This window comes from Sinanaerobacter chloroacetimidivorans (assembly GCF_018128545.1).
Lineage (GTDB): Bacteria > Bacillota > Clostridia > Peptostreptococcales > Anaerovoracaceae > Sinanaerobacter > Sinanaerobacter chloroacetimidivorans.
Window position 1 is genome coordinate 359,721 of sequence record NZ_JAGSND010000003.1, and the last position, 26,784, is coordinate 386,504.

The 26,784-nt window shown below is 42.2% G+C and carries 30 protein-coding genes, 1 other RNA gene and 1 riboswitch; of the genes, 20 read left to right on the forward strand and 11 right to left on the reverse strand.

What is annotated here, in order from left to right; translation table 11 throughout:
- Nucleotides 1-32: 32 nt before the first annotated feature.
- The 7 genes from uvrA to ilvN (KCX82_RS07100) all read left to right on the forward strand — a co-directional run bounded on the left by uvrA (nt 33) and on the right by ilvN (KCX82_RS07100) (nt 9,176).
- A complete protein-coding gene (gene uvrA / locus KCX82_RS07070) occupies nt 33-2,876 on the forward strand; it encodes an excinuclease ABC subunit UvrA (RefSeq protein ID WP_227017746.1) in 2,844 nt (947 codons plus the stop codon).
- A gap of 45 nt (nt 2,877-2,921) precedes the next feature.
- The gene (locus KCX82_RS07075) at nt 2,922-3,890 is read left to right on the forward strand and encodes a DMT family transporter (RefSeq protein WP_227017747.1); all 969 of its coding nucleotides are present in this window, start codon (nt 2,922-2,924) and stop codon (nt 3,888-3,890) included.
- Nucleotides 3,883-5,313, forward strand: coding sequence for a nicotinate phosphoribosyltransferase (locus KCX82_RS07080; RefSeq protein ID WP_227017748.1), 1,431 nt, complete (start codon nt 3,883-3,885; stop codon nt 5,311-5,313). Before KCX82_RS07075 ends, KCX82_RS07080 begins: the two co-directional genes overlap by 8 nt.
- A gap of 171 nt (nt 5,314-5,484) precedes the next feature.
- Entirely contained in the window at nt 5,485-6,552 is a 1,068-nt protein-coding gene (locus KCX82_RS07085; RefSeq protein WP_227017749.1) for a branched-chain amino acid aminotransferase, read from the forward strand.
- Between the two features lie 27 nt (nt 6,553-6,579).
- Nucleotides 6,580-8,199 carry a biosynthetic-type acetolactate synthase large subunit gene (ilvB, locus tag KCX82_RS07090; RefSeq protein ID WP_227017750.1) on the forward strand — a complete coding sequence of 540 codons (1,620 nt, stop codon included), beginning with the start codon at nt 6,580-6,582 and terminating at the stop codon, nt 8,197-8,199.
- A 16-nt stretch (nt 8,200-8,215) separates the two neighbouring features.
- Nucleotides 8,216-8,686 (forward strand): acetolactate synthase small subunit, encoded by a 471-nt coding sequence (gene ilvN, locus KCX82_RS07095; protein WP_227017751.1) that lies wholly within the window; start codon nt 8,216-8,218, stop codon nt 8,684-8,686.
- 4 nt (nt 8,687-8,690) lie between these two features.
- Nucleotides 8,691-9,176, forward strand: coding sequence for an acetolactate synthase small subunit (gene ilvN, locus KCX82_RS07100; RefSeq protein WP_227017752.1), 486 nt, complete (start codon nt 8,691-8,693; stop codon nt 9,174-9,176).
- Between the two features lie 120 nt (nt 9,177-9,296).
- On the opposite strand, the gene KCX82_RS07105 is transcribed toward ilvN (KCX82_RS07100), so the two are convergent.
- The 3 genes from KCX82_RS07105 to KCX82_RS07115 form a co-directional block, all read right to left on the reverse strand.
- Nucleotides 9,297-9,893 (reverse strand): YdcF family protein, encoded by a 597-nt coding sequence (locus tag KCX82_RS07105; protein WP_227017753.1) that lies wholly within the window; start codon nt 9,891-9,893, stop codon nt 9,297-9,299.
- 68 nt (nt 9,894-9,961) lie between these two features.
- Nucleotides 9,962-10,285, reverse strand: a complete 324-nt coding sequence (locus KCX82_RS07110) for a hypothetical protein (RefSeq protein ID WP_227017754.1) — start codon at nt 10,283-10,285, stop codon at nt 9,962-9,964.
- A complete protein-coding gene (locus KCX82_RS07115; protein WP_227017755.1) occupies nt 10,286-10,588 on the reverse strand; it encodes a DUF2089 family protein in 303 nt (100 codons plus the stop codon).
- Nucleotides 10,589-10,805: 217 nt separating this feature from the next.
- Nucleotides 10,806-10,930: riboswitch (cyclic di-AMP (ydaO/yuaA leader) on the forward strand.
- Between the two features lie 2 nt (nt 10,931-10,932).
- Between KCX82_RS07115 and KCX82_RS07120 the strand changes: the two genes are divergently transcribed.
- From KCX82_RS07120 to KCX82_RS07130, 3 genes are all read left to right on the forward strand, one after another.
- On the forward strand, nt 10,933-11,940 hold the full coding sequence (locus KCX82_RS07120) for a LysM peptidoglycan-binding domain-containing protein (RefSeq protein ID WP_227017756.1): 1,008 nt from the start codon (nt 10,933-10,935) through the stop codon (nt 11,938-11,940).
- Nucleotides 11,941-12,152: 212 nt separating this feature from the next.
- A complete protein-coding gene (locus tag KCX82_RS07125; RefSeq protein ID WP_227017757.1) occupies nt 12,153-12,749 on the forward strand; it encodes a hypothetical protein in 597 nt (198 codons plus the stop codon).
- Nucleotides 12,750-12,885: 136 nt separating this feature from the next.
- On the forward strand, nt 12,886-13,701 hold the full coding sequence (locus KCX82_RS07130) for an epoxyqueuosine reductase (protein WP_227017758.1): 816 nt from the start codon (nt 12,886-12,888) through the stop codon (nt 13,699-13,701).
- Nucleotides 13,702-13,840: 139 nt separating this feature from the next.
- Here KCX82_RS07130 and fba read toward each other — a convergent pair whose 3' ends face one another.
- Together fba and KCX82_RS07140 are read right to left on the reverse strand one after the other, a co-directional pair.
- Nucleotides 13,841-14,770: a class II fructose-1,6-bisphosphate aldolase gene (gene fba / locus KCX82_RS07135; RefSeq protein WP_227017759.1), complete on the reverse strand. Its 930-nt coding sequence runs from the start codon at nt 14,768-14,770 to the stop codon at nt 13,841-13,843.
- A 105-nt stretch (nt 14,771-14,875) separates the two neighbouring features.
- Nucleotides 14,876-15,382, reverse strand: coding sequence for a hypothetical protein (locus KCX82_RS07140; RefSeq protein WP_227017760.1), 507 nt, complete (start codon nt 15,380-15,382; stop codon nt 14,876-14,878).
- Nucleotides 15,383-15,537: 155 nt separating this feature from the next.
- Here KCX82_RS07140 and KCX82_RS07145 point away from each other — a divergent pair, with 155 nt between their 5' ends.
- Nucleotides 15,538-15,822, forward strand: a complete 285-nt coding sequence (locus tag KCX82_RS07145) for a hypothetical protein (protein WP_227017761.1) — start codon at nt 15,538-15,540, stop codon at nt 15,820-15,822.
- A 22-nt stretch (nt 15,823-15,844) separates the two neighbouring features.
- Here KCX82_RS07145 and KCX82_RS07150 read toward each other — a convergent pair whose 3' ends face one another.
- Nucleotides 15,845-16,426 carry a hypothetical protein gene (locus KCX82_RS07150; protein ID WP_227017762.1) on the reverse strand — a complete coding sequence of 194 codons (582 nt, stop codon included), beginning with the start codon at nt 16,424-16,426 and terminating at the stop codon, nt 15,845-15,847.
- Between the two features lie 254 nt (nt 16,427-16,680).
- Between KCX82_RS07150 and KCX82_RS07155 the strand changes: the two genes are divergently transcribed.
- The 7 genes from KCX82_RS07155 to ssrA all read left to right on the forward strand — a co-directional run bounded on the left by KCX82_RS07155 (nt 16,681) and on the right by ssrA (nt 20,987).
- Nucleotides 16,681-17,655 (forward strand): RluA family pseudouridine synthase, encoded by a 975-nt coding sequence (locus tag KCX82_RS07155; protein ID WP_227017763.1) that lies wholly within the window; start codon nt 16,681-16,683, stop codon nt 17,653-17,655.
- A gap of 12 nt (nt 17,656-17,667) precedes the next feature.
- A complete protein-coding gene (gene lepB / locus KCX82_RS07160) occupies nt 17,668-18,210 on the forward strand; it encodes a signal peptidase I (RefSeq protein ID WP_227017764.1) in 543 nt (180 codons plus the stop codon).
- 4 nt (nt 18,211-18,214) lie between these two features.
- Complete coding sequence (gene lepB, locus KCX82_RS07165) at nt 18,215-18,727, forward strand: signal peptidase I (RefSeq protein WP_227017765.1); 513 nt, start codon at nt 18,215-18,217, stop codon at nt 18,725-18,727.
- A 100-nt stretch (nt 18,728-18,827) separates the two neighbouring features.
- Nucleotides 18,828-19,355, forward strand: a complete 528-nt coding sequence (gene lepB, locus KCX82_RS07170; RefSeq protein ID WP_227017766.1) for a signal peptidase I — start codon at nt 18,828-18,830, stop codon at nt 19,353-19,355.
- A 94-nt stretch (nt 19,356-19,449) separates the two neighbouring features.
- The gene (gene smpB, locus KCX82_RS07175; protein WP_227017767.1) at nt 19,450-19,917 is read left to right on the forward strand and encodes an SsrA-binding protein SmpB; all 468 of its coding nucleotides are present in this window, start codon (nt 19,450-19,452) and stop codon (nt 19,915-19,917) included.
- A 113-nt stretch (nt 19,918-20,030) separates the two neighbouring features.
- Nucleotides 20,031-20,345, forward strand: coding sequence for a hypothetical protein (locus tag KCX82_RS07180; RefSeq protein WP_227017768.1), 315 nt, complete (start codon nt 20,031-20,033; stop codon nt 20,343-20,345).
- 272 nt (nt 20,346-20,617) lie between these two features.
- Nucleotides 20,618-20,987: a transfer-messenger RNA gene (ssrA, locus tag KCX82_RS07185) on the forward strand.
- A gap of 424 nt (nt 20,988-21,411) precedes the next feature.
- On the opposite strand, the gene KCX82_RS23220 is transcribed toward ssrA, so the two are convergent.
- From KCX82_RS23220 to KCX82_RS07210, 5 genes are all read right to left on the reverse strand, one after another.
- Nucleotides 21,412-22,026, reverse strand: coding sequence for a 4Fe-4S binding protein (locus KCX82_RS23220; protein ID WP_227017769.1), 615 nt, complete (start codon nt 22,024-22,026; stop codon nt 21,412-21,414).
- Nucleotides 22,019-22,354: a cupin domain-containing protein gene (locus tag KCX82_RS07195; RefSeq protein WP_227017770.1), complete on the reverse strand. Its 336-nt coding sequence runs from the start codon at nt 22,352-22,354 to the stop codon at nt 22,019-22,021. The genes KCX82_RS23220 and KCX82_RS07195 overlap by 8 nt, the downstream gene beginning before the upstream one ends.
- 62 nt (nt 22,355-22,416) lie before the next feature.
- Nucleotides 22,417-23,382 (reverse strand): HlyD family secretion protein, encoded by a 966-nt coding sequence (locus tag KCX82_RS07200; protein ID WP_227017771.1) that lies wholly within the window; start codon nt 23,380-23,382, stop codon nt 22,417-22,419.
- A 62-nt stretch (nt 23,383-23,444) separates the two neighbouring features.
- A complete protein-coding gene (locus tag KCX82_RS07205; protein ID WP_227017772.1) occupies nt 23,445-24,467 on the reverse strand; it encodes an ABC transporter permease in 1,023 nt (340 codons plus the stop codon).
- On the reverse strand, nt 24,457-25,194 hold the full coding sequence (locus KCX82_RS07210; RefSeq protein ID WP_227017773.1) for an ABC transporter ATP-binding protein: 738 nt from the start codon (nt 25,192-25,194) through the stop codon (nt 24,457-24,459). Before KCX82_RS07210 ends, KCX82_RS07205 begins: the two co-directional genes overlap by 11 nt.
- A 179-nt stretch (nt 25,195-25,373) precedes the next feature.
- On the opposite strand from KCX82_RS07210, the gene KCX82_RS07215 reads away from it, so the two are divergent.
- Together KCX82_RS07215 and KCX82_RS07220 are read left to right on the forward strand one after the other, a co-directional pair.
- On the forward strand, nt 25,374-25,952 hold the full coding sequence (locus tag KCX82_RS07215; protein ID WP_227017774.1) for a TetR/AcrR family transcriptional regulator: 579 nt from the start codon (nt 25,374-25,376) through the stop codon (nt 25,950-25,952).
- A gap of 39 nt (nt 25,953-25,991) precedes the next feature.
- Nucleotides 25,992-26,681, forward strand: a complete 690-nt coding sequence (locus tag KCX82_RS07220) for a Crp/Fnr family transcriptional regulator (RefSeq protein ID WP_227017775.1) — start codon at nt 25,992-25,994, stop codon at nt 26,679-26,681.
- Nucleotides 26,682-26,784 lie beyond the last annotated feature (103 nt).

Consider the following 26,784-nt stretch of genomic DNA (forward strand, 5'->3'; position numbering starts at 1 on the left):
AAAAGACTTCAAAGATGCCAACGGAGGAGCAAATGACAAAAGATATCTTTGTAAAAGGTGCTAACGAGCACAATTTGAAAAATATAGATGTAAGAATACCAAGGGACAAAATGGTAGTACTCACCGGACTCAGCGGATCGGGGAAGTCATCTCTGGCATTCGATACGATCTATGCGGAGGGGCAGCGCCGCTATGTGGAAAGCCTTTCTGCCTATGCAAGACAATTTCTCGGACAAATGGAAAAACCCGATGTTGAGTATATTGAGGGCTTATCCCCGGCCATATCCATCGACCAGAAGACGACCAGCAAAAATCCCCGTTCCACTGTAGGGACGGTTACGGAAATCAATGATTACCTGAGACTACTGTACGCCAGAATCGGCGTCCCGCACTGTCCCGTTTGCGGAAAGGAGATTACCAGCCAGTCTGTGGATCAGATCGTTGATAATCTTATGTCGCTTCCCGAAGGGACCAGAACCACCATTCTGGCGCCTGTGGTGAGAGAGCGTAAAGGGGAACATGAAAAAATCCTGGAAAGAATTAAAAAGGAAGGCTTCACCCGTGCAAGAATCGACGGTGAAATCAAGCAGCTGGGTGAGGATGAAATCAAGCTGGAAAAGACCTACAAACACACCATAGAAATCGTCATTGACCGTATCATCATCAAGCCGGACAGCGAAAGCAGGCTGTCGGAATCCATTGAGCTGGCCCTAAACCATGGAGAGGGCCTGATCGTTGCTATGGTTCAAAAACCGGAGGAAAAGGAGAAAGATCTTCTTTTCAGCACCAAGCTGGCCTGCCCGGATCACGGGATCAGCATTGAAGAGCTGGAACCCAGAATGTTTTCCTTTAACAGTCCTTTCGGTGCCTGCCCTGTCTGCAACGGGTTGGGTTTTCTCCAGAGAATCGATCCGGATCTTATCATTGCCGAGAAGAGTCTCAGCATTGATGAAGGGGCATTGGGCAACATTTTTTCCTCCATGGAATACGGAACCTTTTACCGGCAGATGATAGAGGCCCTGGCAAAAGAACATAAGGTAGATTTGAGTACTCCCTATGAAGACCTGCCGGAAAAGTTTAAAAAAGAGCTTTTGTATGGTACAAAGGGCAGGAATTTGCAGTATTACTATGAAAGCAGGAGCAGCGGGTCTCAATCCTATCGGAACCACCCCTTTGAAGGTGTGATTAACAATCTGGAAAGACGTTATCAGGAGACAAACTCCGATTATATAAAAGAAAAGATGGAGCAGTTCATGAGCCAGACTCCTTGTGAAGCCTGCGGAGGAAAGCGGTTAAAACCGGAAGTTCTGGCAGTTACTGTCTCTGGGAAAAACATAGCGGAATTTTCCAATCTTTCTGTCAGGGAATGCTTGAAATTTGTTGAGAATCTCAAATTAAATCAAAAGGACACCATGATTGCCCATCAGATTCTGAAGGAAATCAAAGCGAGGCTCACTTTCTTAATTGATGTAGGCCTGAATTATCTGACACTGGCCAGAGCCTCAGGTACCTTATCCGGCGGTGAGTCCCAGCGAATTCGTCTGGCTACCCAGATCGGATCCAGCCTGGTAGGCGTACTCTATATTCTGGACGAGCCCAGTATCGGACTCCACCAAAAGGACAATGAAAAGCTGCTGAAAACCCTGCGTAACCTTACGGATCTGGGAAATACCCTGATCATTGTGGAGCATGACGAGGATACCATGTTCGCTGCGGATCATATTATTGATATCGGTCCCGGGGCAGGTGTACACGGCGGACATGTCATTGCCGAGGGAAATGTGCATGAGATCATGGCATGCAGGGACTCCATCACCGGGCAGTATTTAACCGGAGAAAAGAAAATTGAAGTTCCGAAAAAGCGAAGAGAAGGGAATGGAAAATCCATTCAGGTCATCGGCGCTACGGAAAACAATCTGCAAAATATAAACGTAAACTTCCCTCTGGGGCAGTTTGTCTGCGTAACGGGAGTATCCGGCTCCGGCAAGAGCAGTCTCGTAAATGAGATTTTATATAAGAGCCTGTCTTCAAAGGTCAACCGGTCCAAGGAAAAACCCGGAAGCTGCAAGGATATCAAAGGAATTGAACATATTGACAAGATCATCAATATCGATCAGTCCCCCATCGGCAGAACGCCAAGATCCAACCCTGCCACCTATACCGGCGTGTTTACGCCGATCAGGGATTTATTTTCCCAGCTTCCTGAAGCAAAGGTAAGAGGATACAGCAAGGGCCGATTCAGCTTTAACGTAAAAGGCGGCAGATGTGAGGCCTGCAGCGGCGACGGCATTATCAAGATTGAAATGCACTTCCTGCCGGATGTTTATGTACCTTGTGAGGTCTGCAAGGGAAAACGCTACAATCGGGAAACCCTGGAGGTGAAATACAAGGGCAAGAGTATTTACGATGTACTGGATATGAATGTCACGGAAGCGGTGGAATTCTTTAAGAACATTCCGAGCATCGCAAGGCAGCTGGAAACTCTGGAGGAAGTAGGCCTTGGCTATATCAAGCTGGGACAGCCTTCCACACAGCTCTCCGGCGGTGAAGCGCAAAGAATCAAACTAGCTTCGGAACTATCCAAGAGAAGTACGGGAAAGACCATGTATATCCTGGATGAACCTACCACCGGTCTTCATTTTGCCGACGTAGACAAGCTGATTCAGGTTCTTTCCAGACTCGTGGATGCAGGGAATTCAGTGGTTGTCATCGAGCATAATCTGGATGTGATCAAAACGGCAGACCACATCATAGATCTGGGTCCCGATGGAGGAGACCGGGGAGGTCAGATCATTGCCACCGGAGATCCGGAAAAAATCTCCAAAATAAAAGAATCTTATACAGGAGAATTTTTAAAAAAGGTTTTACAGAAATGAAAAATCTGGTACAATATAATATTAATTAAACCTAATCAAGAGCGGATGATAGTTTTATCATCCGTTTGTAGGATTTGCACGCAGGTTGGCGCTGAAATATTTGGTGGTGAAATTTTGGATTCCCAAAAAAGAATTATGTATGCTCTGATGGTATTTTTAATGTTTGCATGGGGATTGGAATATATCTTTGCCAAGCATGCATTGGAGACCTTTCAACCAATTACATTATTGTTTTTTAAATATGTCGTCGGCTTTACTGTGGTGCTGCTGATAAAACTGAAAAAGGATGGAAAAACTATTGTAAGAAAACAGGATATTCCTATATTCCTCCTGTGTTCCATCCTGGGAGAAATCGGCTATTTTTCCTTTGAATATACGGCGATGGATTATCTGCCCATATCGTTGATCACCATCGTATTGGCCTTTGTTCCCGCTCTTTCCATTATCATCGACAGAGTTGTGTTTAAAAAGAAGGCAACGCGAAAGATGGGGATCGGAATTGCGCTTTCTATTTTGGGAATCGCTATGATCATCGGAGTGGACTATCAAATCCTCTTTGAGGGAAGACTGATCGGTTATTTACTGGCCTTCGGAGCAGTACTCACATGGAACCTTTATAATTTTATTACGGCTTCGCTGCACGATCATTATGATAGTGCGACTTTAACTTTAAATCAGTTAATTTGTACCATATTACTGACCTGGCCATATGCATTGACTCATCTGCCATCGCAGGGAGCAGTGACCGCTTCGGTAATAGGAGGAATTATATATCTCGGAACCTTAAGTGCAGGAGTGGGCTTTCTCATCCAGGTAAAGTCCCTTCATATATTAGGTCCCACGACCACATCCATGTTTTCAAACTTCTTACCTATTACGACTACCCTTTTCGGGTGGCTATTTTTAGGGGAGACCATTACGATGATCCAGGTTGTCGGAGGTGTTATCGTGATAACCGCGGGTTACATCGTTATTAAAGAAAAGGGAAAAGCGGAGGAATCATCCAATGATTGAACACATTAACATGACCATGCTGACAGACTTTTATGAATTAACTATGGCAAACGGTTATTTCGAAACGGGAATGTCAAATGACATTGCTTATTTTGACATGTTTTTCAGGAAAATTCCTGACGGAGGCGGCTTCGCCATCGCCGCAGGCCTGGAGCAGATGATTAATTACCTGGACAATTTGAAATTTTATGATAGAGATATTGAATATCTAAGAGGGAAAGGCATGTTCAGCGAAGGTTTCTTAGAGTATTTAAGAAACTTCAAGTTTGAATGTGACGTTTGGGCCATTCCGGAAGGGACCCCAATCTTTCCAGGAGAACCGCTGGTTACGGTCCGAGGGCCTGTTATACAGGCCCAATTCGTAGAAACCATTATGCTGCTTGCGATCAACCATCAGAGCCTGATTGCTACCAAGGCAAACCGTATCGTTCGTGCTGCCAAAGGCAGAGGCGTTATGGAGTTTGGTACCAGAAGAGCCCACGGCGGTTCGGGAGCAGTTCACGGAGCAAGAGCAGCCTATATCGGCGGCTGCATCGGAACGGCCTGCGCGTTGGCAGAAAGAGATTTCGATGTGCCGGCATTGGGCACCATGGCACACAGTTGGGTTCAGATGTTCGACAATGAGTATGAAGCATTCAAAACCTATGCTTCCATTTATCCGGAAAACTGCGTATTGCTGGTAGATACCTACAATGTGATTAGATCCGGGATCCCTAATGCCATAAAAGTATTTAAGGAAATGAAACCGGCAAAGATGGGAATTCGAATTGACAGCGGAGACGTTACCTACCTGACTAAGAAGGCCAGAGCCATGCTGGACAAGGCAGGCCTCAAAGAGTGTTCCATCGTTGTTTCCAATTCCATGGATGAATATATTATTCGGGATGTTATCGTTCAGGGAGCCTGCATCGATTCCTTCGGAGTGGGTGAAAGGCTGATCACATCAAAATCGGAACCGGTATTTGGTGGTGTCTATAAACTTGCCGGACTGGAAAAAGACGGAGTCATCATTCCGAAAATGAAGATCAGTGAAAACGTGGAGAAGATTACGAATCCCGGTTTCAAAACGGTCTATCGACTCTTTGACAAAGATAGCGACAAAGCCATCGCCGATGTGATTACCCTGGATCATGAGAGCATTCCCGACGGAAGCGAATATGAAATATTCGATCCGCAGATTGTCTGGAAAAGAAAGAAAATTTCCAATTTCTATGCGAAGAATTTACGGGTACCGATTTTTGACAAGGGAGTCTGTGTCTATAAATCCCCAAGCATCGGTGAAATCAGGGATTACTGCAAAGCACAGATCGATACTCTCTGGGAAGAAATTTTAAGATTTGAAAACCCCCATGAATATTATGTGGATCTGTCCAAAGAACTTTGGGAACTGAAGCACAAGCTCATCGAGGAGTATAAAGAGTAGATTACTGCGGCATTCGGTATTGAAATCTTTACAACAAAACCTTATAATAAGTTCTTATATAATGAAAAATAAATTTGTTTAAGCAGCTGGAATCTGCAAATCTTGTCATCATCAGGCAGGGTTTGTAGATTTCATTACATAATCGCCATATAGAAAGGTAAGGTGATCAACATGAAGTATGAATTCAACATCACAAAGACAACGAGCCCAAAGGAGAAACCCAACCCGGATACGCTGGAGTTTGGAACCTTATTTACAGACCACATGTTTGTCATGAATTATACGGAAGGCAAGGGCTGGCATGATGGAAGGATCGTCCCTTACGGGCCTGTCACTTTGGAACCGGCAGCTGCGGTTTTCCATTATGCGCAGGAGATGTTTGAAGGCTTAAAGGCCTATAAATCAAAGGAGGGTGACATTCTTTTATTCCGCCCGGACAAAAATGCGGAAAGAACGAACAGAACCAACGAGAGAATGTGTATCCCCCTGATCGATGAAGAACTTTATGTGGAAGCCATCAAGGCATTGGTACATGTTGATTCCGACTGGATCCCGCAGAAGGAAGGAACTTCTTTATATATCAGACCTTTTATTATTGCCAGTGAGCCGTTTTTAGGTGTAAGAGCATCAAGAGAATATCTCTTTATGATCATTCTCTCCCCTGTGGGCCCCTATTACAAAGGCGGTCTTGCACCGACAAAGATCTTTGTCGAGGATGAGTATGTTAGAGCCACTCCCGGAGGAACCGGATTTGCCAAAATCGGAGGAAACTATGCGGCAGGTCTCAAATCACAGGAAAAAGCCCATGACAAGGGCTATTCCCAGGTGCTGTGGCTGGACGGTGCAGAACGAAAATATGTGGAGGAGATCGGAACTTCCAATGCGTTTTTCGTCATCGATAATGAAATCATCACAGCTCCGCTGGAGGGAACCATCCTGCCGGGAATTACAAGAGACTCCGTCATTCAGCTGTTAAAATCCTGGGGCATGAAGGTATCGGAAAGAAGGATCACCATCGAAGATGTCTTCAAGGCCTACGAGGAAGGAAAGCTTTCCGAAGTATTTGCTTCGGGAACGGCAGCGGTAATATCACCGGTCGGAGAATTGTGCTGGAAGGATCGAAAGATCACCATCCATGACAATCAGATCGGTACCCTTTCACAGAAAATATATGATACCCTTTCCGGCATTCAATTAGGAAAGCTGGAGGATCCATTCGGTTGGACGGTAAAGGTTTAGCCCCAAGACTTGACAAGGAGAAGAACTATGATTACAGGAGCAGAAGCCATCGTTAGAAGCTTGGAACTGGAAGGAGTAGAGGTAATTTTCGGTTACCCCGGCGCCACAGTGTGCCCTCTCTACGACAAGCTATCAAAATCTACTAAGATTAAACATATCCTGGTAAGACATGAGCAGCACGCGGGCCATGAAGCAAGTGGCTATGCCAGAATCAAAAAACGTCCGGGAGTCTGCATTACAACCTCAGGCCCGGGTGCTACGAATCTGATTACTGCTCTTGGTACCGCCTATATGGACAGCATCCCGCTTGTAGCGATAACAGGGCAGGTATCCAGCGATCTTCTGGGAAGAGATGTTTTCCAGGAAGCGGATATGACAGGAGCCTCCGAGCCCTTCACAAAATACAGTTACCTGGTAAAAAATGCTGCCGACTTGCCCAGAATTATAAAAGAAGCGTTTCATATCGCTTCCACCGGAAGGCCGGGTCCGGTTTTGATCGATATCCCGGTAAACGTGCAGAATCATAAATTTGATTTCTATTACCCCGATGAGGTGGAACTGAGAGGATATAAACCTACTATTAAGGGTCATGCGGGCCAGATCAAACGGGTAATGAAAGCCATCAATCATGCAGAAAGACCTTTAATTTGCGTAGGCGGCGGAATTTTCGCCGCAGGGGGTCAGGAGGTATTCCGCCAGTTTATCGAAACACTGAACATCCCAGTGGTATCTACCATGATGGGAATCGGAGCGGTTCCTACCGCACATCCTCTTTACATGGGCATGCTGGGAATGCACGGAAAATCCATTGCCAATCAGGCGATTTCCGATTCGGATCTTCTGATTATCATCGGGGCCAGAGTTTCAGACAGAGCTGTGCTGCTTCCCGCAGCAGTAGGGAAAAGTACGAAAATCGTACACATCGATATTGACCCCGCGGAGATCGGCAAAAATCTCAGCACATTTATTCCCGTTGTAGGGGATGCTAAGGAAGTTCTAAATCAGATTCTGGATGCGGAACCATCCAGAAAAGCCGATGAATGGACCGACATGTTAAAACAGAAAAAATCAAAATTAGTTTTGGATTATGATCCCAGATCCTATGGTATCAACCCGAAAGCTTTTGTAAATATGCTTTCCAAGAAACTACCGGACGATAATATCTACTGCGCCGATGTCGGCCAGAATCAGATCTGGTCTGCAGCAAACTGTGACGTCAGGGAGGGAAGATTTCTTACCTCCGGCGGAATGGGAACCATGGGCTATTCCATTCCGGCAGCTATCGGAGCGAAAACCGCAGCACCGGACAAAACCGTCGTCGCCGTTTGCGGAGACGGATCCTTCCAGATGCAGATGATGGAGCTCGGTACCATTTGTCAGCACAATGTAGATATAAAGATCGTCGTGATGAAAAATCAGAAGCTTGGCTTGGTCTGTGAAATTCAAAAGACAGCCTACAAAAATAATATAACTGCCGTAGATCTTTGCGGCAGCCCTGATGTGACGGCTATTGCCGGTGCTTACGGCATACCGGCGAAAAGCATCAGCAGTATGGAGGAAGCGGAACGTGCAATTGAGGAAATGCTTAACCACAAAGGCACCTTCCTGTTGGAGTGTATCGTAGATGAAAAGGAATCATCAGTTTGAAATGGAGGATAAAACTATGAGACATGTATTATCTGCACTTGTCAATAATACGCCTGGTGTAACCAGCAGAGTTTCAGGCTTATTCAGACGCCGAGGCTATAATATTGATTCTTTTATAGGAAGTTCCACAGAAGATGAAAGATTTTCCCGATTGACCATCGTTGTTCGGGGCGATGATATTGTCATCGCTCAGGTGATCAGCCAGCTGGAAAAGCTGGAGGACATTATTTCTATTGAAGATATCAGCCCGGAAAGCATGATCAGCAAGGTTCTTTTAATAATGAAGGTGAAAGCCGAGGTAAAGGATCGGGTTGGCATTATCGTAGTCGCAAATGCATGTAATGCAAGAGTCATAGAAATGAGTTCGGAATATTTGATTTTAGAGGCATTGGATACGGAAGACAGAATCAGCGAGATGATTGAGATCTTTAAACCTTATGGCATTATTGAGCTGGTGAAGACAGGCGTAGTAGCAATGAAGAGGTAGAGATATGAAACATACGATATCGGTATTGGTAGAGAATAAGGCTGGAGTTTTGTCCAGAATTTCAGGGCTCTTTGCCCGGAGAGGATTCAACATCGACAGCTTGGCAGTGGGAACCACGGAAGATAAGCAGATCTCCAGAATTACGCTGCTGGTAGACGGTGACGACTATATCGCTGAGCAGGTCACCAAGCAGCTGAATAAGCAAATCGATGTCATCAAGGTAAGAAAGCTCAACCAGGATGAAATCACCAGAAGAGAGCTCGCTTTGGTGAAGGTGAAAATGTCTGTGGCTCAAAGAGGGGAAATTATTGATATCGTTAAAATTATGGAAGGGAAAATCGTAGACATTTCCCATACCACATTAACGGTTGAGATGAGCGACAGGCCGGAGAAGATCGACCTTCTCATTGAATTGCTGTCTCATTACAATCTTCAGGAGGTGGCCCGAACCGGAACCATCGCACTGCAGAAGGGCGCAGACATCGTATAAAGAAATTTTTGAACCTCCTGGCTGATGCAGTGAAAACATCAATTAGGAGGTTTTAAAATGAAATTTTTCCCCTATATAAATTTTTTAGAATGTTTCCTTTTGTGATATGCCCAAAAGCTGTTATCTGAAAGGCAAGGTAACAATATAACCTACGTAATAAAATAACTCCCGCAGGAAGAAAGGCAGCTTACTGCCGAAAGTTTTATAAACAGAACTCGGAGTAGGGGAGGAATAAGCTTCCATACCGATAGTTTCCGCTATGAAAAGGGCTCTTTTCATATGCAGCGGATCACTTACAATGGTAAAGGATTTCAAATGATTTTCATTTGCGATTTCATATGCATATTTAAGATTTTCTTCCGTGATTTTTGATTTTGTTTCAATGAAAATATCTTCCTCGTTGACATCGTTTTGAATGGCATATTCCCTTGCCGCCTCCGACTCCGCAAATTCGTCTCCTTTGCTTTTGCCGCCGGTAAATATTATTTTATCTACATAATCATTCTTGTAAAGCCAAATGGCGTGATTGATCCTTTCCCGAAAAACGGGAGAAGGTTCGTTCCCCCAGACAGCAGCGCCAAGCACCACAGCTGCATCGGTTTTTACGTATTGAACCTGGTTGCTGAATGACCAAATACTGATTGCCGAGTGACCTATAAAAATCAGAAAAATGATGATGACAGCACAGGACAACCGGAACCAAAATTTCTTTCTCATTGTCTACTCCGAATAAAAATCTATTCCTGATCCTTACTTTAAAATTTACTATTTCTATTCCTAAGCTTTTACTCCAAATCCTGAATATTCATTTTCCCAAGCTCTTTCTTTCTTTTGTATTTTTCCCTGCATGCAAAATAGATTCCCAGATAAATAAGGGTAGGAATATTGGACAGTAAGAAGGTGGATACCAGCATAGCGAAGATATCCCAGCTGCTCATACCGTCATAAACGGCAAGGGAGAAAACCATAAGCAGAGAATAGCCGAAAAACAGGAACGGTAAAATCAAGCCCGGCCATCTGCTTTCTCTTTTGGATAAAAAGATTTGCAGCAAGATCCCTCCTGCCAAAATCAACAGTAAAATGATGATACTGATGCTCGCAATCGCCATCTATTGATCCTCCTTTTTCATTTTCTTGTATTCATTGATTAGAATTTTTGCGGCTTCGAAATCAACCTTTTCATTCACTGCAAGCCGCTTGATTAATGCAATATAAGGCTCATTTGCCGTATCTTCGCTGATTTGAATTTTCTGTATCAGCTTATCAAGCCTGAGCCGAACCGTAGGATAAGTGACACTGTATTGGCTCGCTATTTCTTTCAGCGAACCGGATGCCAAAATAAATTTTTTGATAAAAGAAATATCCTCATCGTCAAGATTTATCATCCATTCGGGAACAATTTCGATTGCCATAGGTAACCTCCAACTTTAATAATATTAAGTATAATATATAATATTATTAAAGTCTATAGTGAATTATAACTTTAATAAAATAACATGAACTGCCGGCAAGGCAACCTGCAAATGAGCAGCGATACAGACAGGCGATCTGTGCAAAACCTGCATAAGTGCAAATATTACCTGCGTTTCATAGAGTTACCATTGGATTCCTCAGCAATATTGCATTAAAATGTTGCTATAGCCGAATCTCCGAAAAGGAGTACCGGGGAACTAATCTTGGGGTGAAGCTTTCACAAGCGGGGTAACCTCTACCCTAATCCGTCAACTAACCTGGAAGGCAAGAGGAGGATACAATGATGAAATCTAAGAGAATGAAATCGATTCTGTTAAAAGCAGGTTTCGCTCTGGGGCTGTCGCTGGCTATTTCGGCCCATGCTTATGCAGCCACCTATACAACGGTAAGCGGTGATTCTTTATACAAGATAAGCCAGATCTACTATACTACCGTAGACAACTTAATGAATAGAAATAACCTTACAAACTATTCTTTAGATATCGGACAGACTTTAAATGTCCCCAGCAGTACCCATACGGTGCAGAGAGGGGATACACTGTTTTTCATAGCCCAAAGGTACAAAATACCATTTAACACCATCAGGCGTGCAAACAATATCTATACAGATGAACTTCACATCGGACAGATCGTGAATGTCCCTCAGCCTGCCGGATTAACAGCCGGAGCACCGCTAAGTGATCTGTCAGCCGTATCCGGTACATCAGGAGCAGCGCTAACATCAGCAGCGGATACGCTGATATCTGCTCTAGCATCTGCAGTATCATCTGAATCATCATCTGAACCATCATTTGAACCATCATCTGAACCATCATTTGAAGTCGCACCATTATCTGATTCGGCGGCAGCAACCGATACACCGCCGGCTGCCAAAATCAATACAGCAGAAAGCGAGCCTGCAGCAGGCGAAGCTGTGGAAACAGCGTACTCAGCCAGCGATTTGGACTTGCTGTCCAGACTTATAATGGCTGAAGCCCAAGCTGAGCCCTATGATGCAAAAGTAGCTGTAGGCGCAGTCGTGATGAACAGGGTAAAGGCCGGATCCTTCCCGGATTCCGTTTCAGATGTTATTTATCAGAACATTAATGGTTATTATCAATTCACTCCGGTGGTAAACGGCTGGATCGACAAGCCGGCAAATGCGGATTGCATAAAAGCGGCAAAAGCAGCCTTAAGCGGTGTTGATCCTACGAACGAATCATTGTTCTATTACGACAATACCACTACAAATCCATGGATCTTAGCCAAACCTGTTTCAACAAAGATCGGAAACATGGTATATGCATATTAACATGTATAGATCAATTCCCGGATAAATATTGAAGTTGAAAACATAATCTTATAGATGATTATGCACCTGTCTGGTAAATTCTCTTGGCAGCCGACTGTCCGTGTCGGGTTCGGGAGAAGAAGACCGGCAGGTGCTTTTTTAGTGATGAATCTGTACCCGAAGCAATGATGACTTCATATTATACAGAAGAAATATTGAAAGGGGCTTATAATATGAAGTGCCAAGAGCGTGAACTGATAACCCTGCCTGTTGATGAAGGGTTTTCTTTTACTTATGAGCAAATGAATATCAATAATACATTTCAGAAATTATGGTTTCTGCTTGCCGTATTTATGAGAAATTATATATATGCCGTCATGTTGAATTTGCCCAGTGAGGAAGCAGTGGCCGAAAGATTATACCAAGTGCCCGCCGATTTCCGGAATGCTCTTCAAATTTTTTATGGAACAGAAATAGCCGGTATGTTCAACAATATGTTTACAAATTTCCTGACAAAACCAGCGAGTATTATGGAAGGAATGAAAACGAACAATCAAGAGCTTGTAAATCAAGGTACGCAAGAATGGTATCAAACAGCCGGAGAGATCGCAGCCTTTCTAGACAGGATCAACCTTTTTTGGGATGAAAATCAATGGAGATATTTATTAAATCAGTACATCAGCCTGAATATTGAAATGATCCTCGCCATTGCTACGGGAGATTATCGGAAAGAAATTCAAATTTACGAAAGGATTTTTGATCTCACCTCTATCATGGGAACCTATATGGCACGGGGAATCATTGCAAGAGAATTGCAGAGAAGCAGCTGATTCATTGCATAACAACCAGGTGATTATTTGCATCACAACCATAAAGACGATATAATAGTGTCAGCGTATCTGTTACTGCATTCGCATCGGAAGAAAAGCGAGGGTGGACAAGTAAGCAGAAAGGGGAAGCTCGTCAATGAAAGAAAAAATCACAAGCATGATTCAGCAGAGAATAAAGGAATGTGGAGAAAGAGCCGATATTTCCACTGCCTGGGGTGAGCCTCTTGTGGGATTTGCAGAGGCCAATCATTCAACTATCTTAAATTTAAAGGAGATTATTTCTCCGAAACATCAATTGCCTTCAGATGTGCTTCCCGATGCATCCATCGTCATTGTCTATTTTGTACCCCTTACGAAGGAGCTGGCACATACCAATCAAACGGCCGGAGACATAGCCTCCCCGGAATGGGCCTTAGCCTATGAAGAAACCAATGCCATGTTTCGTATTGTAAATGAATCCTTGGCAGAGGAACTGAAAGGTATGGGATATCAGGCAAAAGTATCGCCGGAGACGGCCACCTTTGATCAGGAGAAATTGATCAGCAATTGGTCTCAACGTCATTTCGCGAGAGCTGCCGGACTCGGGACCTTTGGCATTAATAATATGCTCATATCAAAAATCGGATGCTGCGGCAGATATAGCTCCATCGTAACCAATCTGGATGTTGAACCGGATATGCCTTTGGAAGAAGAATATTGTCTCTACAAAAAGAATGGCCGCTGCGGGTTATGCGTCAAACGCTGTCCCTCCGGAGCATTGACTTTGGAAGGTTATGACAGGAATAAATGCTATCAGGTGCTGAGAAAAAATGCGGCGCTTTACACGGATTTTGGGAGTTCGTATTCCGACGGAGCAGGTGGAAAGGCAAACAGTATCGGCAGTGAGGTGTGCGGAAAATGTGTCGTGAATATGCCATGCTCCTTTTTTAATCGCCGGCAGCCGTCATGTTGAATAGATATCTTGAGTGCCGGCAACCGTCATGTTGAATACATAACTTGAGTACCGGCAACCATTAAACCCGTAAAATCAGAATGCACCTGTTAAAAGAAAACAGGTGCATTTTTTATGAATAAACTGTTCAGAAATGTTGTTATCTCTGGTTGCTGGCACCAAGAACGTTTTTGATCTTGTGCTGAACCATCTTCTGAATGGCATCTCTGGCAGGTCCAAGGTATTTTCTTGGGTCGAATTCAGCAGGATTTTCCATGAAGATCCTTCTGATCTCCGCTGTCATGGCAAGTCTTAAGTCGGTATCGATATTGACCTTACATACACCGTATTTAGCAGCAGTTCTGATCATGTCTTCAGGTACGCCCTGAGCTCCCGGAATATTTCCGCCGTATTGATTACATAATGCCACAAACTCAGGAAGAACTGTGGAAGCACCATGCAGAACCAGTGGTGTGTTCGGAATTAAGCTGCTGATTTTCTGAAGTCTTTCGAAATCCAGGTATGGGTCGCCTTTGAATTTGTAAGCGCCGTGGCTTGTACCAATGGAGATGGCCAGTGAGTCAACGCCGGTTCTTTCTACAAATTCTGCTGCTTCATCAGGATCTGTGAAGGTAGCAGAACGAGCGTCAACTTTGATGTTATCTTCAATACCTGCTAATTTTCCTAATTCGGCTTCTACAACAACGCCTTTTGCATGTGCATATTCAACAACCTGCTTTGTTAAAGCGATATTATCTTCAAAGGAATGCTTTGATCCATCGATCATGACTGATGTAAATCCGTCATCTACACATTTTTTGCATATTTCAAAATCTTCACCATGGTCCAGATGCAGAACGATATCCAGTCCGGAATCCTCAATTGCTGCTTCTACAAGCTTAACCAGATAAGTTGGTTTTGCGTATTTTCTTGCTCCTGCTGATACCTGCAAAATCAATGGTGCATTTTCTATCTTTGCAGCATCAACGATACCTTGGATAATTTCCATATTGTTCACGTTGAAAGCTCCTACTGCATGGTCGCTTTTTAACGCTTTTGCGAACATTTCTTTGGATGTAACCAATGCCATAATAATTCCCTCCTATAATTAACATTTTTATTAATAACGAATCATCGATGTTATTATACCCCAATTTGAGGGAATTGCATATGCTTTTTTTATATTTTTTGTTAACTATTTATCATCTTCTCTGGATAACATGGATAAGATTGGCCCTATATTACCCATAAGGTTTTCAATGTCACCAAGTTTCTTCACTCCGGTCAGTGTTGACGCGATGGTATCCAGCTTCTTTGTGGACTTGGAATCATAGAGGAACCCCCTGGCGGCATCCAGCGACTCTTGGATTCTGTCAATGGCATTATCCTTGCTCAGTGGTACATTTCTCATTTGATTTAAATGATTTACTTTTTCCAGGGTATTGGTCATGGTGTGCAGACGATCCAGCAGCAGTTCCATTTTAAAGGTATCAAAAAAAGGTCCCTGGCCGCCGCCGAATCCCGGGCCGCCGAATCCCGGACCGCCGGCTTTCCCCGGAAAAGGCGGGAACTTAAGCCCCTGAACGGGCGATTTCATGCCCTGCAGGGGAAGATTCAAGAACTGCATGGGGAAATTAAAGCCCTGAGATCCTCCCTGATTGGAGAAAATAAGAATGACAATCAAAATAAGGAGCGGATTCATTTATGTACCTCCATTCCTGCAGGTACAAACGGAATTACCTGCACGAAGATCAAAGTTTATTCATCATAATATGAAAAAAAAACCCAAGTGGTGCATATATTATTGGTAGCCAGATAAACTTCAGTTTTTGGCAACAGAAAGAAAGGGGACAGTATATGGAAATTAACAATAAAATGTTAATGGAACTGGCAAGTCAGGTTGGCCTTGAAAATTCCAATGCGAATAAGGCAAAAAGAGCTGCCGATTTAGCCGATAAATACAAAGGGAAAAGTGATCAAGAGTTACTCAACGAGATTCTGAAACTAAAACATAGCATGAAAAACGACAGGGCGCAATTTGATAAGCAGATGAAAGCGATCAAATCACTGCGGCTGATGATGAATGATGAACAAAAAGCCAGATTAGATAAAGTAATCCGGCTTTTGGAATCAGATGAGTAATCTATTTAGCTCAAGATATGTACTACTTGGTTAGAATCGTTACTACTTCTGCAGGAGTTGCGTTGGAAGGAATTGTAAAGGTTCCGGCTTTTAATTTGGTGTCTGCACTGGCGGCAGCTACGGCATCGTAGAACTGCTGCCTGTTTTCAAAAAGGCCTTTGCCAATCAGAACATCCGCAATTTTTGATGCGGTAGAACCCGGCTCTATCGTTACGGAAATGTTTCCCGTATCAGCTCCGGAAGAACCTTGATCATTTGAGCCTTGACCTTTTGAACCTTGTCCTTCATTGGAATTGGTACCGTTTCCGGAAGATGGCTGATCCGGTTTGTCTTCCTCTCCGGAATCATTGTCGGAATCGCTGGGATCCCCGTTATTTGAATCAGTATCATCGCTATCACTGTCTCCGGCGTTGCTTTGATCCGGAGTCTGATAGCTTGGGGGCACATCGGAATCCTCTTCGGTTTCAACCTGTGCGGTCAAAGTGGAAGGATACGCTAAAATGGAGTCAATTCTTCCGACGATAACGAATGCTGCCAGGGCAATAATAACCAGTGCCACTAAAATATCATTCATATCATACAGTATGTCTTTTAACTTTTTCATCACAATTCCCCCTAAATATATCTCAAAGATTTACTCTGAATTACATGATTTACGTTCAGGGGCCGGCTAAAAAGGCCTCTGAACTAAGTCTTAGTCTATCATAGTTAGTTAGAATTGACAAACCATAAAGGCGGATTTTTTATTAAGTTTTCTTTACATCGTATATTTCAGCAATGTATTGTTGTATAATCTATTACGGGAATAATTTGGGAAAACCAAAAAACATAGGATATTCCGATAACCGAGGATGTTACATGATAAAACTTACCATAACGGATAATGAGAAAAACCAAAGAATGGACAGGTTTTTGAAAAAATATTTCAAGAACGCGCCTTTGAGCTATATCTATAAATTAATCAGAAAAAATGTAAAATTAAACGGGGTCAGAGCCGATATCAGTACAATTCTTCAGACGGGTGACGAGGTAATCCTCTATATTTCAGAAGAAGAAGCCGCTGGTTATCAGGAAAAGAAAAAGATAACCCGTGCCAAAAAGCAATTTAAAATTGCTTATGAGGATCAAAATATTATCATCGTTGAAAAGCCCTTCGGGCTTTTGACTCATGGCGATAAAACCGAAAAAAAGAATACTCTGGCAAATCAAGTAGCCGGATACCTGGCAGAACAGGGAGATTATGTTCCGGAACGGGAAAAAACCTTTGTACCTTCACCGGTAAACAGACTTGACAGAAATACCACGGGGCTGGTGATCTTCGGTAAAAATCAGCTGGCTTTGCAAGGCCTGAATCGGATGATCCGGGAAAAGGGCTATGTTAAAAAATATTATTTGACCATTGTCCATGGGGAAATGAAAAAAGAACTTCAGCTCCTTGATAAAATGACGAAAGATGAAAAGAGCAATAAAGTCAAAGTAATGGATCTGGATGCCACGGAGGGTAAGGTGATGGAGACCATTGCCCGTCCTCTGAAAGTCTCTAAAGGATATACGCTGGTAGAGGTGGAGCTGGTGACGGGAAGGACTCATCAGATCCGTGCTCATCTTGCGGAAGCCGGTTTTCCTGTAATTGGTGATGTCAAATACGGAAAAAACGGTCAAAATAAAAAAATAGAACAGCAATTTCACTTAACGACACAATTTCTTCACGCTTATCGTTTATACTTTGAAGATGGCGTATCACCGCTTGCCTATTTAAAAGGCAAAGAGTTTATCGCGCCGCTGCCTGTAAATTTGGAAGCCATTAAAGCAAAATTGATAGATTCTAAGTAAAAGGAGACGAAGATGGCAAATTCAGAGGACAACAGACCTTTTAAGGAGAAATATAGAATTTATATCTATCCTGTGGTTTTGGCCTGGATTGTTACCATGCTTGTAAGGCCGGTGATTTCAGACGGAAATGCAATGCTGCCGGGAATCCAGGACGGTCAGGTGATCATCGTGGCAAAGCACACCTATACTACAGTAAGGGGAACGCCGGAATTTCAGCAGGTGGTGGCATTCCGGGAGGATTTTCTCGAGGAAGGCGAAAAAGGGGAGAATACCATTCGCAGAGTGATCGGTTTGCCCGGTGATAAGATAGAAATCAAAGACGGCAAGGTCTTCCGAAATGATGAAGTCCTGGAGGAAGATTACATTATAGGGGATACCGAGGGGGACGTCGGCCCGATGTTCATTGGCGAGGATGAAGTTTTTGTCCTGGGAGACAATAGAGAAGAAAGCGTCGACAGCCGGGATTCCAGGGTCGGACCGCTGAAAATGGAGATGATCAGAGGCTCCTGTGCCATAACCGTATGGCCTATCAATCAAATTGGAAGGATAAAATAATATTATGAAGGAATGGATCAAAGATATTGTTATTGCAGTGATTGTAGCAGTGATCATCATGCAGTTTATCAAACCAACCATCGTAAAAGAGACATCCATGCAGCCTACTTTATACGAAAATAATTACATATTTCTGAGCAAGCAGGCTTACCGCTTCAGCGAGCCTGAAAAGGGAGATATTATCGTATTTCACACAGATCTGAAAACCCAGGCCGGAAAAGAAAAACTGCTGATTAAGCGAGTTATTGGGCTTCCCGGAGACGTGATCAATATTAAAGACGGAAAGCTGTTCATCAACGATGAACTGCAGGAGGAAGATTATACCCTGGAGCCTTACACCTCCGGTTTTGTGGAGGATCTGGAAGTGCCGGAAGGCTGTCTCTTTGTCATGGGAGACAATCGTCAAAACAGTGCGGACAGCAGAGACCCCAGCGTAGGCTTCGTGAAGATTGATGAAATCATAGGGAAGGCGGTTTTCCGTCTATATCCCTTCAGCGAGATCGGGTCACTTCATTAGTGGAATGATTGGGTTTTACGCTTGGCGGTTTCATGAAACATTGGGTCAGGATTAGGAAAAGAGGTTACATAAGAAAAACTGAAAGGGGATAAAAACAGGGATGAGAAAGACGATTTTTGAATTTGCAAAAACAATTATTGTTGCATTGGTAATTGCACTGATTATTACCACATTTATTAAACCGACTTTGGTGAAAGGTTACTCCATGTATCCTACCATTGAGCCTAACAATTATCTGATTGTAAATAAGATACCTTATTTGACAGGAGATCCGGCTCATGGAGATATCATCGTATTTAAAGCGCACATTTACACGGATACGGGGGAGGAAAAGGATTTGATCAAACGGGTCATCGGTGTCGCAGATGATGTCATTGAGGTGAAGGACGGTGTCGTTTACAGAAACGGCGAGGCTTTGACCGAAGAATACATCTACGGCGGCGTCACTCCCGGAGATATGGCTCCATTTACTGTAGATAACGGATATATCTTTGTCATGGGAGACAATCGGCCCAACAGCCTGGACAGCAGAGATCCCAGCATCGGAGAAATACCGGTATCCGACATCCTTGGAAGAGTAGACCTCAGATTATTTCCATTTAATGAAATTGGATTAATTAACAGATGATTTTATCTTAGGATACAGTTAATGAGTTCGAATACATTGACAGGAGAAATTTTAGGATCCATTTTATGAAACAGGATTATGGACAGGTGATAGAATGAAACAAAAAAAGATCTTAGCAAACAATAAGAAAGCAAGGCACGATTATTTCATAGAGGAAGTGTATGAAGCCGGTATGGTTCTGACCGGAACCGAGATCAAGTCCATGCGTCAGGGAAGGCTGAATCTGAAGGAAAGCTATGCAAAAATTGAAGGCAATGAACTGATCATCTATGGAATGCACATCAGCCCTTATGAACAGGGAAACCGCTTTAATGTGGACCCCTTACGGCCCCGAAAGCTGCTTTTGCACAAGCAGGAAATCAGAAAGCTCATAGGCTACACCACCCAGAAGGGCTTGACCCTGGTTCCGCTGAATGTGTATCTGAACGAAAAAGGGCTGGCCAAAATTGAAATCGCAGTGGCCCGGGGAAAGAAAAATTATGATAAGCGGGAAGATATTGCAAAACGCGATGCCGATAGAAGAATTCAGCAGGAAATGAAGCATGCTGCAAAAAATTACTAAACACAGATGAAAAAAATACTGAATATACTGTATACAACAGGGTAATAAATGAATTACAATAGTACTGAAAGATAAAACCAACAATAACGAAGATGGAAAAGGAGAAAACGAATATGCACTTAATGAAATTAGACGTGGCATCTTTAGAGCATCTCAGAAAAGCGACAGAAAGCAAGGAAGTGACGCTTGACAATCCAATCATAGTAAAAACAAAGGATATGCAGTTTCCATTAGTACTGGATAAAGGGGAATATTCAGATTACATAACGCCTTTTCCGGTAAAATTTTCTTTGGATGAGGTTGAAGAGATCTATCTGGTTATAGATTTCCAGTCAGCAAAGGTTCATGACCTTTTAATTCACACCGAAAAGTATGATGTCGTTGAATTTGATTTGACATGCTTTGATGCACTGATTGATTCTATGTAAAGTTGCAAAGTTTCAATTGTATGGATTTCAAAGGAAATACTCTGTACAGCAAAGCGTTTTGAAGGTGTTATCGGGGCATCTGAATGGCTGCTCTTTGAGATCGGTCAGCGGGTTAGGCCCTGCAGTCTGTGAGAAATTAGTAAAAGGAATTCAAATTCAAATAATTAACAAAATTATTAATTTTTTAAGACTGTTTTAAATAAATTATGTGTGGTATTATTAATACATACATCAGAAGTTGAAAAAACCCCTGATGCATAAAAGCATGATATGGGGGTGTAAAGGTTTCGACGGGGGTGTAGAAGCCGGATAAGCGAGCCGTAGTTGCCTAGTCTACGTTAAAAGGGGCACGTTTAAATATAAACGCTAAAAATAATAACAATTACGCTTTAGCTGCATAAGCAGCAGCCGCTAAGCGGCGCGTCGTCAGCTCCCATTCACCTGTAGGTGGGAAACCTGGCGTCGATTATACAGGAAAACTCCGTGTGAGCTCCTAGTAGCACGGGGGACCAATAGGATAGCCGATGATAAAGCCTGCTGACGGGCGTTAACAGAGGCGAAGCAAAAAAACATCAGCTGCGCTCGGAGAAAGTCTTGTGGAAATGCTTTCGGACGCGAGTTCGACTCTCGCCACCTTCACCATTATGTGTATGTAAAAAAGATGTCCTGCGTGAAAAACGCAGGATTTCTGCCGTTTTTGGGTGTTTTTTGCCTCCTAAAAAGCCGTTTTTTAGAACATCGATTTCGTGGATGTCATGTGGGAAATTTCAGTGGTCTGGGGGAGTCGAACTCTCATTTTACCTATTTTTACCCCAATTGCAGAAAAAAGTGGTATTTGCTTTCCTTAAAAAAGGTAAAAAAATACGCATGGAAAGAGTGCATCTTTTGAGATGGCAGAAAAGCAGCTTTTTAAGTCAGCGCTATTTTTAATAATGTAGAAATCCATTGATTTTATTTGCATTTTCTGATGTGAAAACTCACATACTAATCTTCATTAAGCTGTGAGCGGCCTTATGGATATAGGGGATGAATTTATAAGTCTGCCTTTGGTGGACTCTTTTCAAGACTATTGATAAGTTATTGCATTTTTTCGGCACTTTCTAGCGCAATTCATGCATACCAGGCATTCGTTTTTAATAATTCTATATGAATTTTCTCCTTTATTAACAGCCTTAGCAGGACATACCTGAAAACATAGCCCGCAGTTGATACACTTACTTGAATCAATTTTCATATAATGCTTGGATAGTCTGGCAGAAAAACTAAAAATGGTTCCGAACGGGCATAGATTATAATGCCATAGTTCAGGCGGAAAAAGCAAAGTTATTATTATTCCCGATGCGAATAAAACAGGCAGCACTGGTAATTGGCGACCGGAGACTACAGTAAAAAGGAAAGCGGCAATAAAAGCCGCCAATACTATGTATCGAATCAAGGGCCTTGATAAATAGGACGGTATTTTAATACTTTTTATATGGAGTCTTGATTTTAATAAAGTGATAAAATTCATAGCTGTGTTGATTGGACAAATCCAACCGCAGTATATACGGCTGAACCATAATGATACGATGAAGCTCAGGACAAATAAACCCATCCACAGGTGCACCCTTCCTATCAATATAAGAGCAACAAACAAAATCAGAAAGGCTATTTGTATTAAATGCTGTAATATCTTATTCATAGCTATACTCCTTATAGACACTGGGATTTGGGGATTTTACCACAAAAAACTCAAGAACATCACTTTGGTAATTAATAATATTCATTTTTGTTTTGTAAGGGATATTGATAATTTGGCCTCCGTGATAATTCGCGGAACATTGGTCTCCAAGCGTCAATGTCATTATACCGTGTATGATTATTATATAGACATTTGAATTGGAATAGTGTTCCGGAAGTCCTTCTCCGGTGGGTAAAACCATATGATTGATCAGCAATGGTGTGTCATCAACGAGCTTTTCAATAATCTTACCATCACTTTTTGTAAACTCATAAATTTTTTCAAGCATAAAACTCATCTCCTTTTGTTTTTTAAAAAATTATTATTGTATTGAAAACTGCGCTTCGCAGTCTAAAACTTTAATTTGATTTCTGCCTCTTCGCCAGGCTTCAAGGTGCAATTATCCGGCAGAAGAAGTTTAATCTTTACACTTTCCCGGTCCTTATTAGCTGCGGTCTGCAAATCCTTGGGGGTATACTCACTTTCCACATCAATATACTTTACAATTGCATCATAAGCTTTTCCATTGCTTTTTACCTGAAAAACCTGGTCATATTCTATTTCGTTTAAATAATCAACCGGCAGATAGAAGACAAAATATTTTTCATCATCAGCAGCGATATCGACAAGGCTATAGCCTGACGACACCATATCTCCCTTGTCGTAACTCTTGCTCATAACTACCCCATTGCATGCCGCTAAAATCGTATATTTGTCAAGGTCTTCTTTCATTTCCCGAAGCTGACTCTCGGTCTTATCAATATCAAGCTGTGTGGATTCCGCGGAGGAATTGCTTCTTGCATTGTCCAATTGGGCTTTCGTTGCAGTCACTGTATTTGCTGCGGAATCCGCGGTTACTTTTGCCTTATCCAGGACATCCTTGGAGATCGCACCTTGGTCATATAATGATTGCGCATTATGATAATCCTGCGAAGCTTTTTCATTTGATGACAAGGCGCTGCGGTAATTGGACTCAGCTACAGTAACGCTGTTCTCCGCTTGACTTTCGCCGCTTCCCAACTTCAACTCCGCAAGAGCGGTCTTTTCCTTTTCCATCGTAAGCTGAAGCTGTTCATAGGAATATTCCTGAGCAGTACTGTCGATTTTGGCTATCACATCTCCTTTTGAAACATGAGTGCCAAGTTCGACCGGCATCTCAATAATTTTTCCTGAAACTTCAGTCGTCTGAGAAATGGTTGTAGCTTCCACCACGCCGATATACTTTTGATTGTTGTTACCGTATAAGAAAATACCCAACGATACAATAACGATCAAGGCCAACGGAATCATTTTATTCTTATGTTTTAAAATCTTCATAATCTAGATTCTCCTTTATATCGTAAATATTTAAGTACTTTTAAGCTGGGATTTACAAATATTTATATCCTTCGATAGCGCTTGAGAAGAATTGTGTTAATCGCCATACATAGGATTGTTAAACTTAATAGGATTAGAACATCGGGTAAAATCGAACCGAACCCGCTTCCGCGTATCATGACCTTATCCAATGCATCCGCCACATAATAGAGGGGCATGAACTTCCCAACCAGTGTCCACTCCGGCGATAAATCAAACAGACCGGTGAAGAATACCTGCGGAACCACAATGATCGGGATAAACTGGATCATCTGAAACTCGCTTGTTGCTGCAGTTGACATCAGAATCCCGAACGCGAGGGCCACCATTGCAGACAGCAGCGTGATAAGCAAAACAAGCCAGAGGGAACCAACCATCATAATATCCAGGATGTAAATAACAAAAAATGTTATGATCGCTGCCTGTATAACAGAAACGACTCCAAATCCCAGTACATATCCGGTGACGATTTCCCAGCGTTTAATCGGTGTCGACAGCAGCTTTTCCAAAGTCCCCGTGGTCCTTTCCTGCAGAAAGGAGATGCCGGAAATCAAAAATGTAAAGAAGAACACGATAAACCCGATCAGCAGTGAACCAAAGTTGTCGAAGGTGGATAAATCACTCGCGCCATACACATATTTAACGTCGGTTTTTAAATCGTACCGCTCAGAAGAGGGTATCATGTTTTTTTTTGCAGCCTCCATGGATGCAAGCGCCGTTTCGGCCTTTGTTGAATTACCGCCGTCCAGTTTTATGTAGAGTTTCCCCCCGGTCATTTCGACGGCAGCTATGATCTCTTTATGTTCCATCATTTGCATTGCTTCAGACTCTGTGCAGCGTACTGTTTTGATATTGTTTTCATACAAATTGTCCATATATTGCTGCGGAGCGTTAACGATACCAACTGTTAAATCCATAGTGGAAGAGTCCAGGATGAAATAGATCATCGTCAGCAACAGCAATGGCGCAAATATGATCAGAGCCAGCGTTCGTTTGTCATGGCGAAGCTGATTCAGGATTCGTATGACCATAGCCTTAATCCTCATATTTACCACCTCCATAATAAATAAATGCTTCTTCTATGCTGTTTACACCGATTTCCCGCTGAAGTTCCTTCGGGGTTCCTTGCGCGATCAGCAGCCCGTTGCGCATCATCGCGAGCTGATGGCATTTTTCAGCTTCATCCATCACATGAGTTGTTACAAGAATAGTTACCCCATTATTTGACATTTTGTATAATTCCCTCCAGATATCCTTGCGAAGGAGTGGATCAATCCCAACTGTCGGTTCATCCAGTATCAGCACCTTCGGCTGCTGGAGCATGGCCATGGCCAGAGAAAGCCTTCGCTTCATACCGCCTGAATATGCAGCTACCGGCTTATACAGGTCATCGGACAGGTTCATCAATTCCATAACTTCAAGCATGCGTTTTTTATATTGCTCTTTTTTCATACCGTATATTGTCGCATAGAATTCCAGGTTTTCTGCTGCTGATAACGCGGTATATAACGCATCGGATTGCGCCATATAACCAATCTCTTTCATCAAAGATAGCTGAGGCATTTTCCTTCCCAGGACAAAGGTTTCTCCCGAGCTGGATTCGGAAATTCCCGCCATTATTTTTACTGTGGTGGTTTTACCGCAGCCTGACGGTCCCAGCAAGCCATAAATAGAACCATAGGGTACCTGCAGCGTAACGTCTTTAAGGACCTGTCTTTCTCCGAAGAACTTATTAACGTGATTTACAATGATACAATCAGATTTGTTTTCCATTTTACCCTTCTTTTCATTTATCTCATTTCTTGGGTTAAAGGTGTCACCCCGTAAGAAATATGATAATAACGCTTGCATTTAGACAACACGATGTCTATAATTATATTACTAGATCGTTTCATAAAAAAAAACCATCAATGTATCTGATGATGTCGAATTTTTTGAAGGAGAAAAAGAAAATGAATCATGAATCCAGAAAAGTTGCAAAAACGAAAGGGATAATCAAAGACGCTTTTCTTGAACTTTGCAAAGAAAATAAACTTGAGAAAATCAGCATAAAGGACATCACAACGAATGCACATATAAACAGGAGCACTTTTTATCTCTATTACAAGGATATTTACGACTTGCTGGAAAGCATTGAAAATGAGTTTCTAGCAGACTTCACGAATAAAATTAAAGATGTATATACTATCATTTTAAAAGATGGAGACATCTATCCAATTATTCCGTCACTAGAGTTTTATCAGAAATATAGTAAATACTTGATGGTATTGCTTGGAAGTAACGGTGATCCGGTATTTGCTCATAAATTGAAGGCCATAATAAAAAATAATTTGTCTGAGTTGTTAAAAAGTGAAGAACTGCAAACGGTTCCATATTTGGACTATATAATAGAATATTTAGCATCTGCTCAAATTGGCGTATTAACATACTGGCTTCAAAGTGAAATGATGTTGCCCATGGAAGTGATCGGCGATTTATTGAAGAAGATGAGTCTATATGGGCCGATTGGATATATGAAGTTGCTGAAATAGAAAATCACATTTTCCGTAGTAACTAATTGAGGTGACAGCATGGGGATAGTTTTATCGCATTACTTTGAAGCAATGGCACAGATACCGATTTTTAGTAGCCTGGAAAAAGATGAATTGAAGCATTTACTAAGCAGTCCTCAGCGTGAACTGAAGGAATATGGCAAAGGTCAAATCATTTATCTGAAATATGATAAATGTAACACTATGGATATTATTCTGGAAGGTAAAATTGCAATTCAAAGCATAGATGAAAATGGCAATATACTAACAATCAAGATATTTTCAAATCGAGATGTGATTGGAGCTAATTTGGTGTTTTCAGGTAGAAACGAATATCCGATGACGGTCACATCACTAACCAGATCTACAATACTTCACTTGCCAAAACAACTAGTACTTGAAATATGCAAGGGGAACGAATTGTTTATGAACAGCTTGCTAAAAGAAATTTCAAATAAGACATTAATTCTAACCGACAAAATTAATGAGATTATCATGAAATCAATAAGGCAACGAATTGTAGATTTTCTGGATTATGAGTTCCATCAGCAAGGAAGTAAGACTATTCGATTAAGAACAACAAAAAAAGAATTGGCAGAGAGATTAGGTATTCAAAGAGCATCTCTTTCTAGAGAGCTAAGCAAAATGAAAAGAAATGGCTTGATCGATTATGATGTTAAATCCATAACTATTAAAAACATGCCGTTTATTAAAAATTCAAATGTGTAACATCGGCAACATTATTAGAGCTTTTTAGAAAGTATAATGGCTATAAGGATTAAATTTTTAATTGTTTGGGAGGGATACCAATGAGATGAAAAATAATAGCCAA

What these genes read in the sequence shown, in the direction of transcription:
- KCX82_RS07215 (WP_227017774.1), top strand. Translation starts at nt 25,374, where the DNA reads ATGAATCATGAATCCAGAAAAGTTGCAAAAACGAAAGGGATAATCAAA.
- KCX82_RS07150 (WP_227017762.1), bottom strand. Translation starts at nt 16,426, where the DNA reads ATGAAAAAGTTAAAAGACATACTGTATGATATGAATGATATTTTAGTG.
- KCX82_RS07110 (WP_227017754.1), bottom strand. Translation starts at nt 10,285, where the DNA reads ATGGCGATTGCGAGCATCAGTATCATCATTTTACTGTTGATTTTGGCA.
- KCX82_RS07115 (WP_227017755.1), bottom strand. Translation starts at nt 10,588, where the DNA reads ATGGCAATCGAAATTGTTCCCGAATGGATGATAAATCTTGACGATGAG.
- KCX82_RS07220 (WP_227017775.1), top strand. Translation starts at nt 25,992, where the DNA reads ATGGGGATAGTTTTATCGCATTACTTTGAAGCAATGGCACAGATACCG.
- KCX82_RS07125 (WP_227017757.1), top strand. Translation starts at nt 12,153, where the DNA reads ATGAAGTGCCAAGAGCGTGAACTGATAACCCTGCCTGTTGATGAAGGG.
- fba (WP_227017759.1), bottom strand. Translation starts at nt 14,770, where the DNA reads ATGGCATTGGTTACATCCAAAGAAATGTTCGCAAAAGCGTTAAAAAGC.
- ilvN (WP_227017752.1), top strand. Translation starts at nt 8,691, where the DNA reads ATGAAACATACGATATCGGTATTGGTAGAGAATAAGGCTGGAGTTTTG.
- KCX82_RS07075 (WP_227017747.1), top strand. Translation starts at nt 2,922, where the DNA reads ATGATAGTTTTATCATCCGTTTGTAGGATTTGCACGCAGGTTGGCGCT.
- ilvB (WP_227017750.1), top strand. Translation starts at nt 6,580, where the DNA reads ATGATTACAGGAGCAGAAGCCATCGTTAGAAGCTTGGAACTGGAAGGA.
- smpB (WP_227017767.1), top strand. Translation starts at nt 19,450, where the DNA reads ATGAAACAAAAAAAGATCTTAGCAAACAATAAGAAAGCAAGGCACGAT.
- KCX82_RS07105 (WP_227017753.1), bottom strand. Translation starts at nt 9,893, where the DNA reads ATGAGAAAGAAATTTTGGTTCCGGTTGTCCTGTGCTGTCATCATCATT.
- uvrA (WP_227017746.1), top strand. Translation starts at nt 33, where the DNA reads ATGACAAAAGATATCTTTGTAAAAGGTGCTAACGAGCACAATTTGAAA.
- KCX82_RS07140 (WP_227017760.1), bottom strand. Translation starts at nt 15,382, where the DNA reads ATGAATCCGCTCCTTATTTTGATTGTCATTCTTATTTTCTCCAATCAG.
- KCX82_RS07120 (WP_227017756.1), top strand. Translation starts at nt 10,933, where the DNA reads ATGAAATCTAAGAGAATGAAATCGATTCTGTTAAAAGCAGGTTTCGCT.
- lepB (WP_227017766.1), top strand. Translation starts at nt 18,828, where the DNA reads ATGAGAAAGACGATTTTTGAATTTGCAAAAACAATTATTGTTGCATTG.
- lepB (WP_227017765.1), top strand. Translation starts at nt 18,215, where the DNA reads ATGAAGGAATGGATCAAAGATATTGTTATTGCAGTGATTGTAGCAGTG.
- KCX82_RS07085 (WP_227017749.1), top strand. Translation starts at nt 5,485, where the DNA reads ATGAAGTATGAATTCAACATCACAAAGACAACGAGCCCAAAGGAGAAA.
- KCX82_RS07180 (WP_227017768.1), top strand. Translation starts at nt 20,031, where the DNA reads ATGCACTTAATGAAATTAGACGTGGCATCTTTAGAGCATCTCAGAAAA.
- KCX82_RS07130 (WP_227017758.1), top strand. Translation starts at nt 12,886, where the DNA reads ATGAAAGAAAAAATCACAAGCATGATTCAGCAGAGAATAAAGGAATGT.
- KCX82_RS07145 (WP_227017761.1), top strand. Translation starts at nt 15,538, where the DNA reads ATGGAAATTAACAATAAAATGTTAATGGAACTGGCAAGTCAGGTTGGC.
- lepB (WP_227017764.1), top strand. Translation starts at nt 17,668, where the DNA reads ATGGCAAATTCAGAGGACAACAGACCTTTTAAGGAGAAATATAGAATT.
- KCX82_RS23220 (WP_227017769.1), bottom strand. Translation starts at nt 22,026, where the DNA reads ATGAATAAGATATTACAGCATTTAATACAAATAGCCTTTCTGATTTTG.
- ilvN (WP_227017751.1), top strand. Translation starts at nt 8,216, where the DNA reads ATGAGACATGTATTATCTGCACTTGTCAATAATACGCCTGGTGTAACC.
- KCX82_RS07200 (WP_227017771.1), bottom strand. Translation starts at nt 23,382, where the DNA reads ATGAAGATTTTAAAACATAAGAATAAAATGATTCCGTTGGCCTTGATC.
- KCX82_RS07210 (WP_227017773.1), bottom strand. Translation starts at nt 25,194, where the DNA reads ATGGAAAACAAATCTGATTGTATCATTGTAAATCACGTTAATAAGTTC.
- KCX82_RS07195 (WP_227017770.1), bottom strand. Translation starts at nt 22,354, where the DNA reads ATGCTTGAAAAAATTTATGAGTTTACAAAAAGTGATGGTAAGATTATT.
- KCX82_RS07155 (WP_227017763.1), top strand. Translation starts at nt 16,681, where the DNA reads ATGATAAAACTTACCATAACGGATAATGAGAAAAACCAAAGAATGGAC.
- KCX82_RS07080 (WP_227017748.1), top strand. Translation starts at nt 3,883, where the DNA reads ATGATTGAACACATTAACATGACCATGCTGACAGACTTTTATGAATTA.
- KCX82_RS07205 (WP_227017772.1), bottom strand. Translation starts at nt 24,467, where the DNA reads ATGAGGATTAAGGCTATGGTCATACGAATCCTGAATCAGCTTCGCCAT.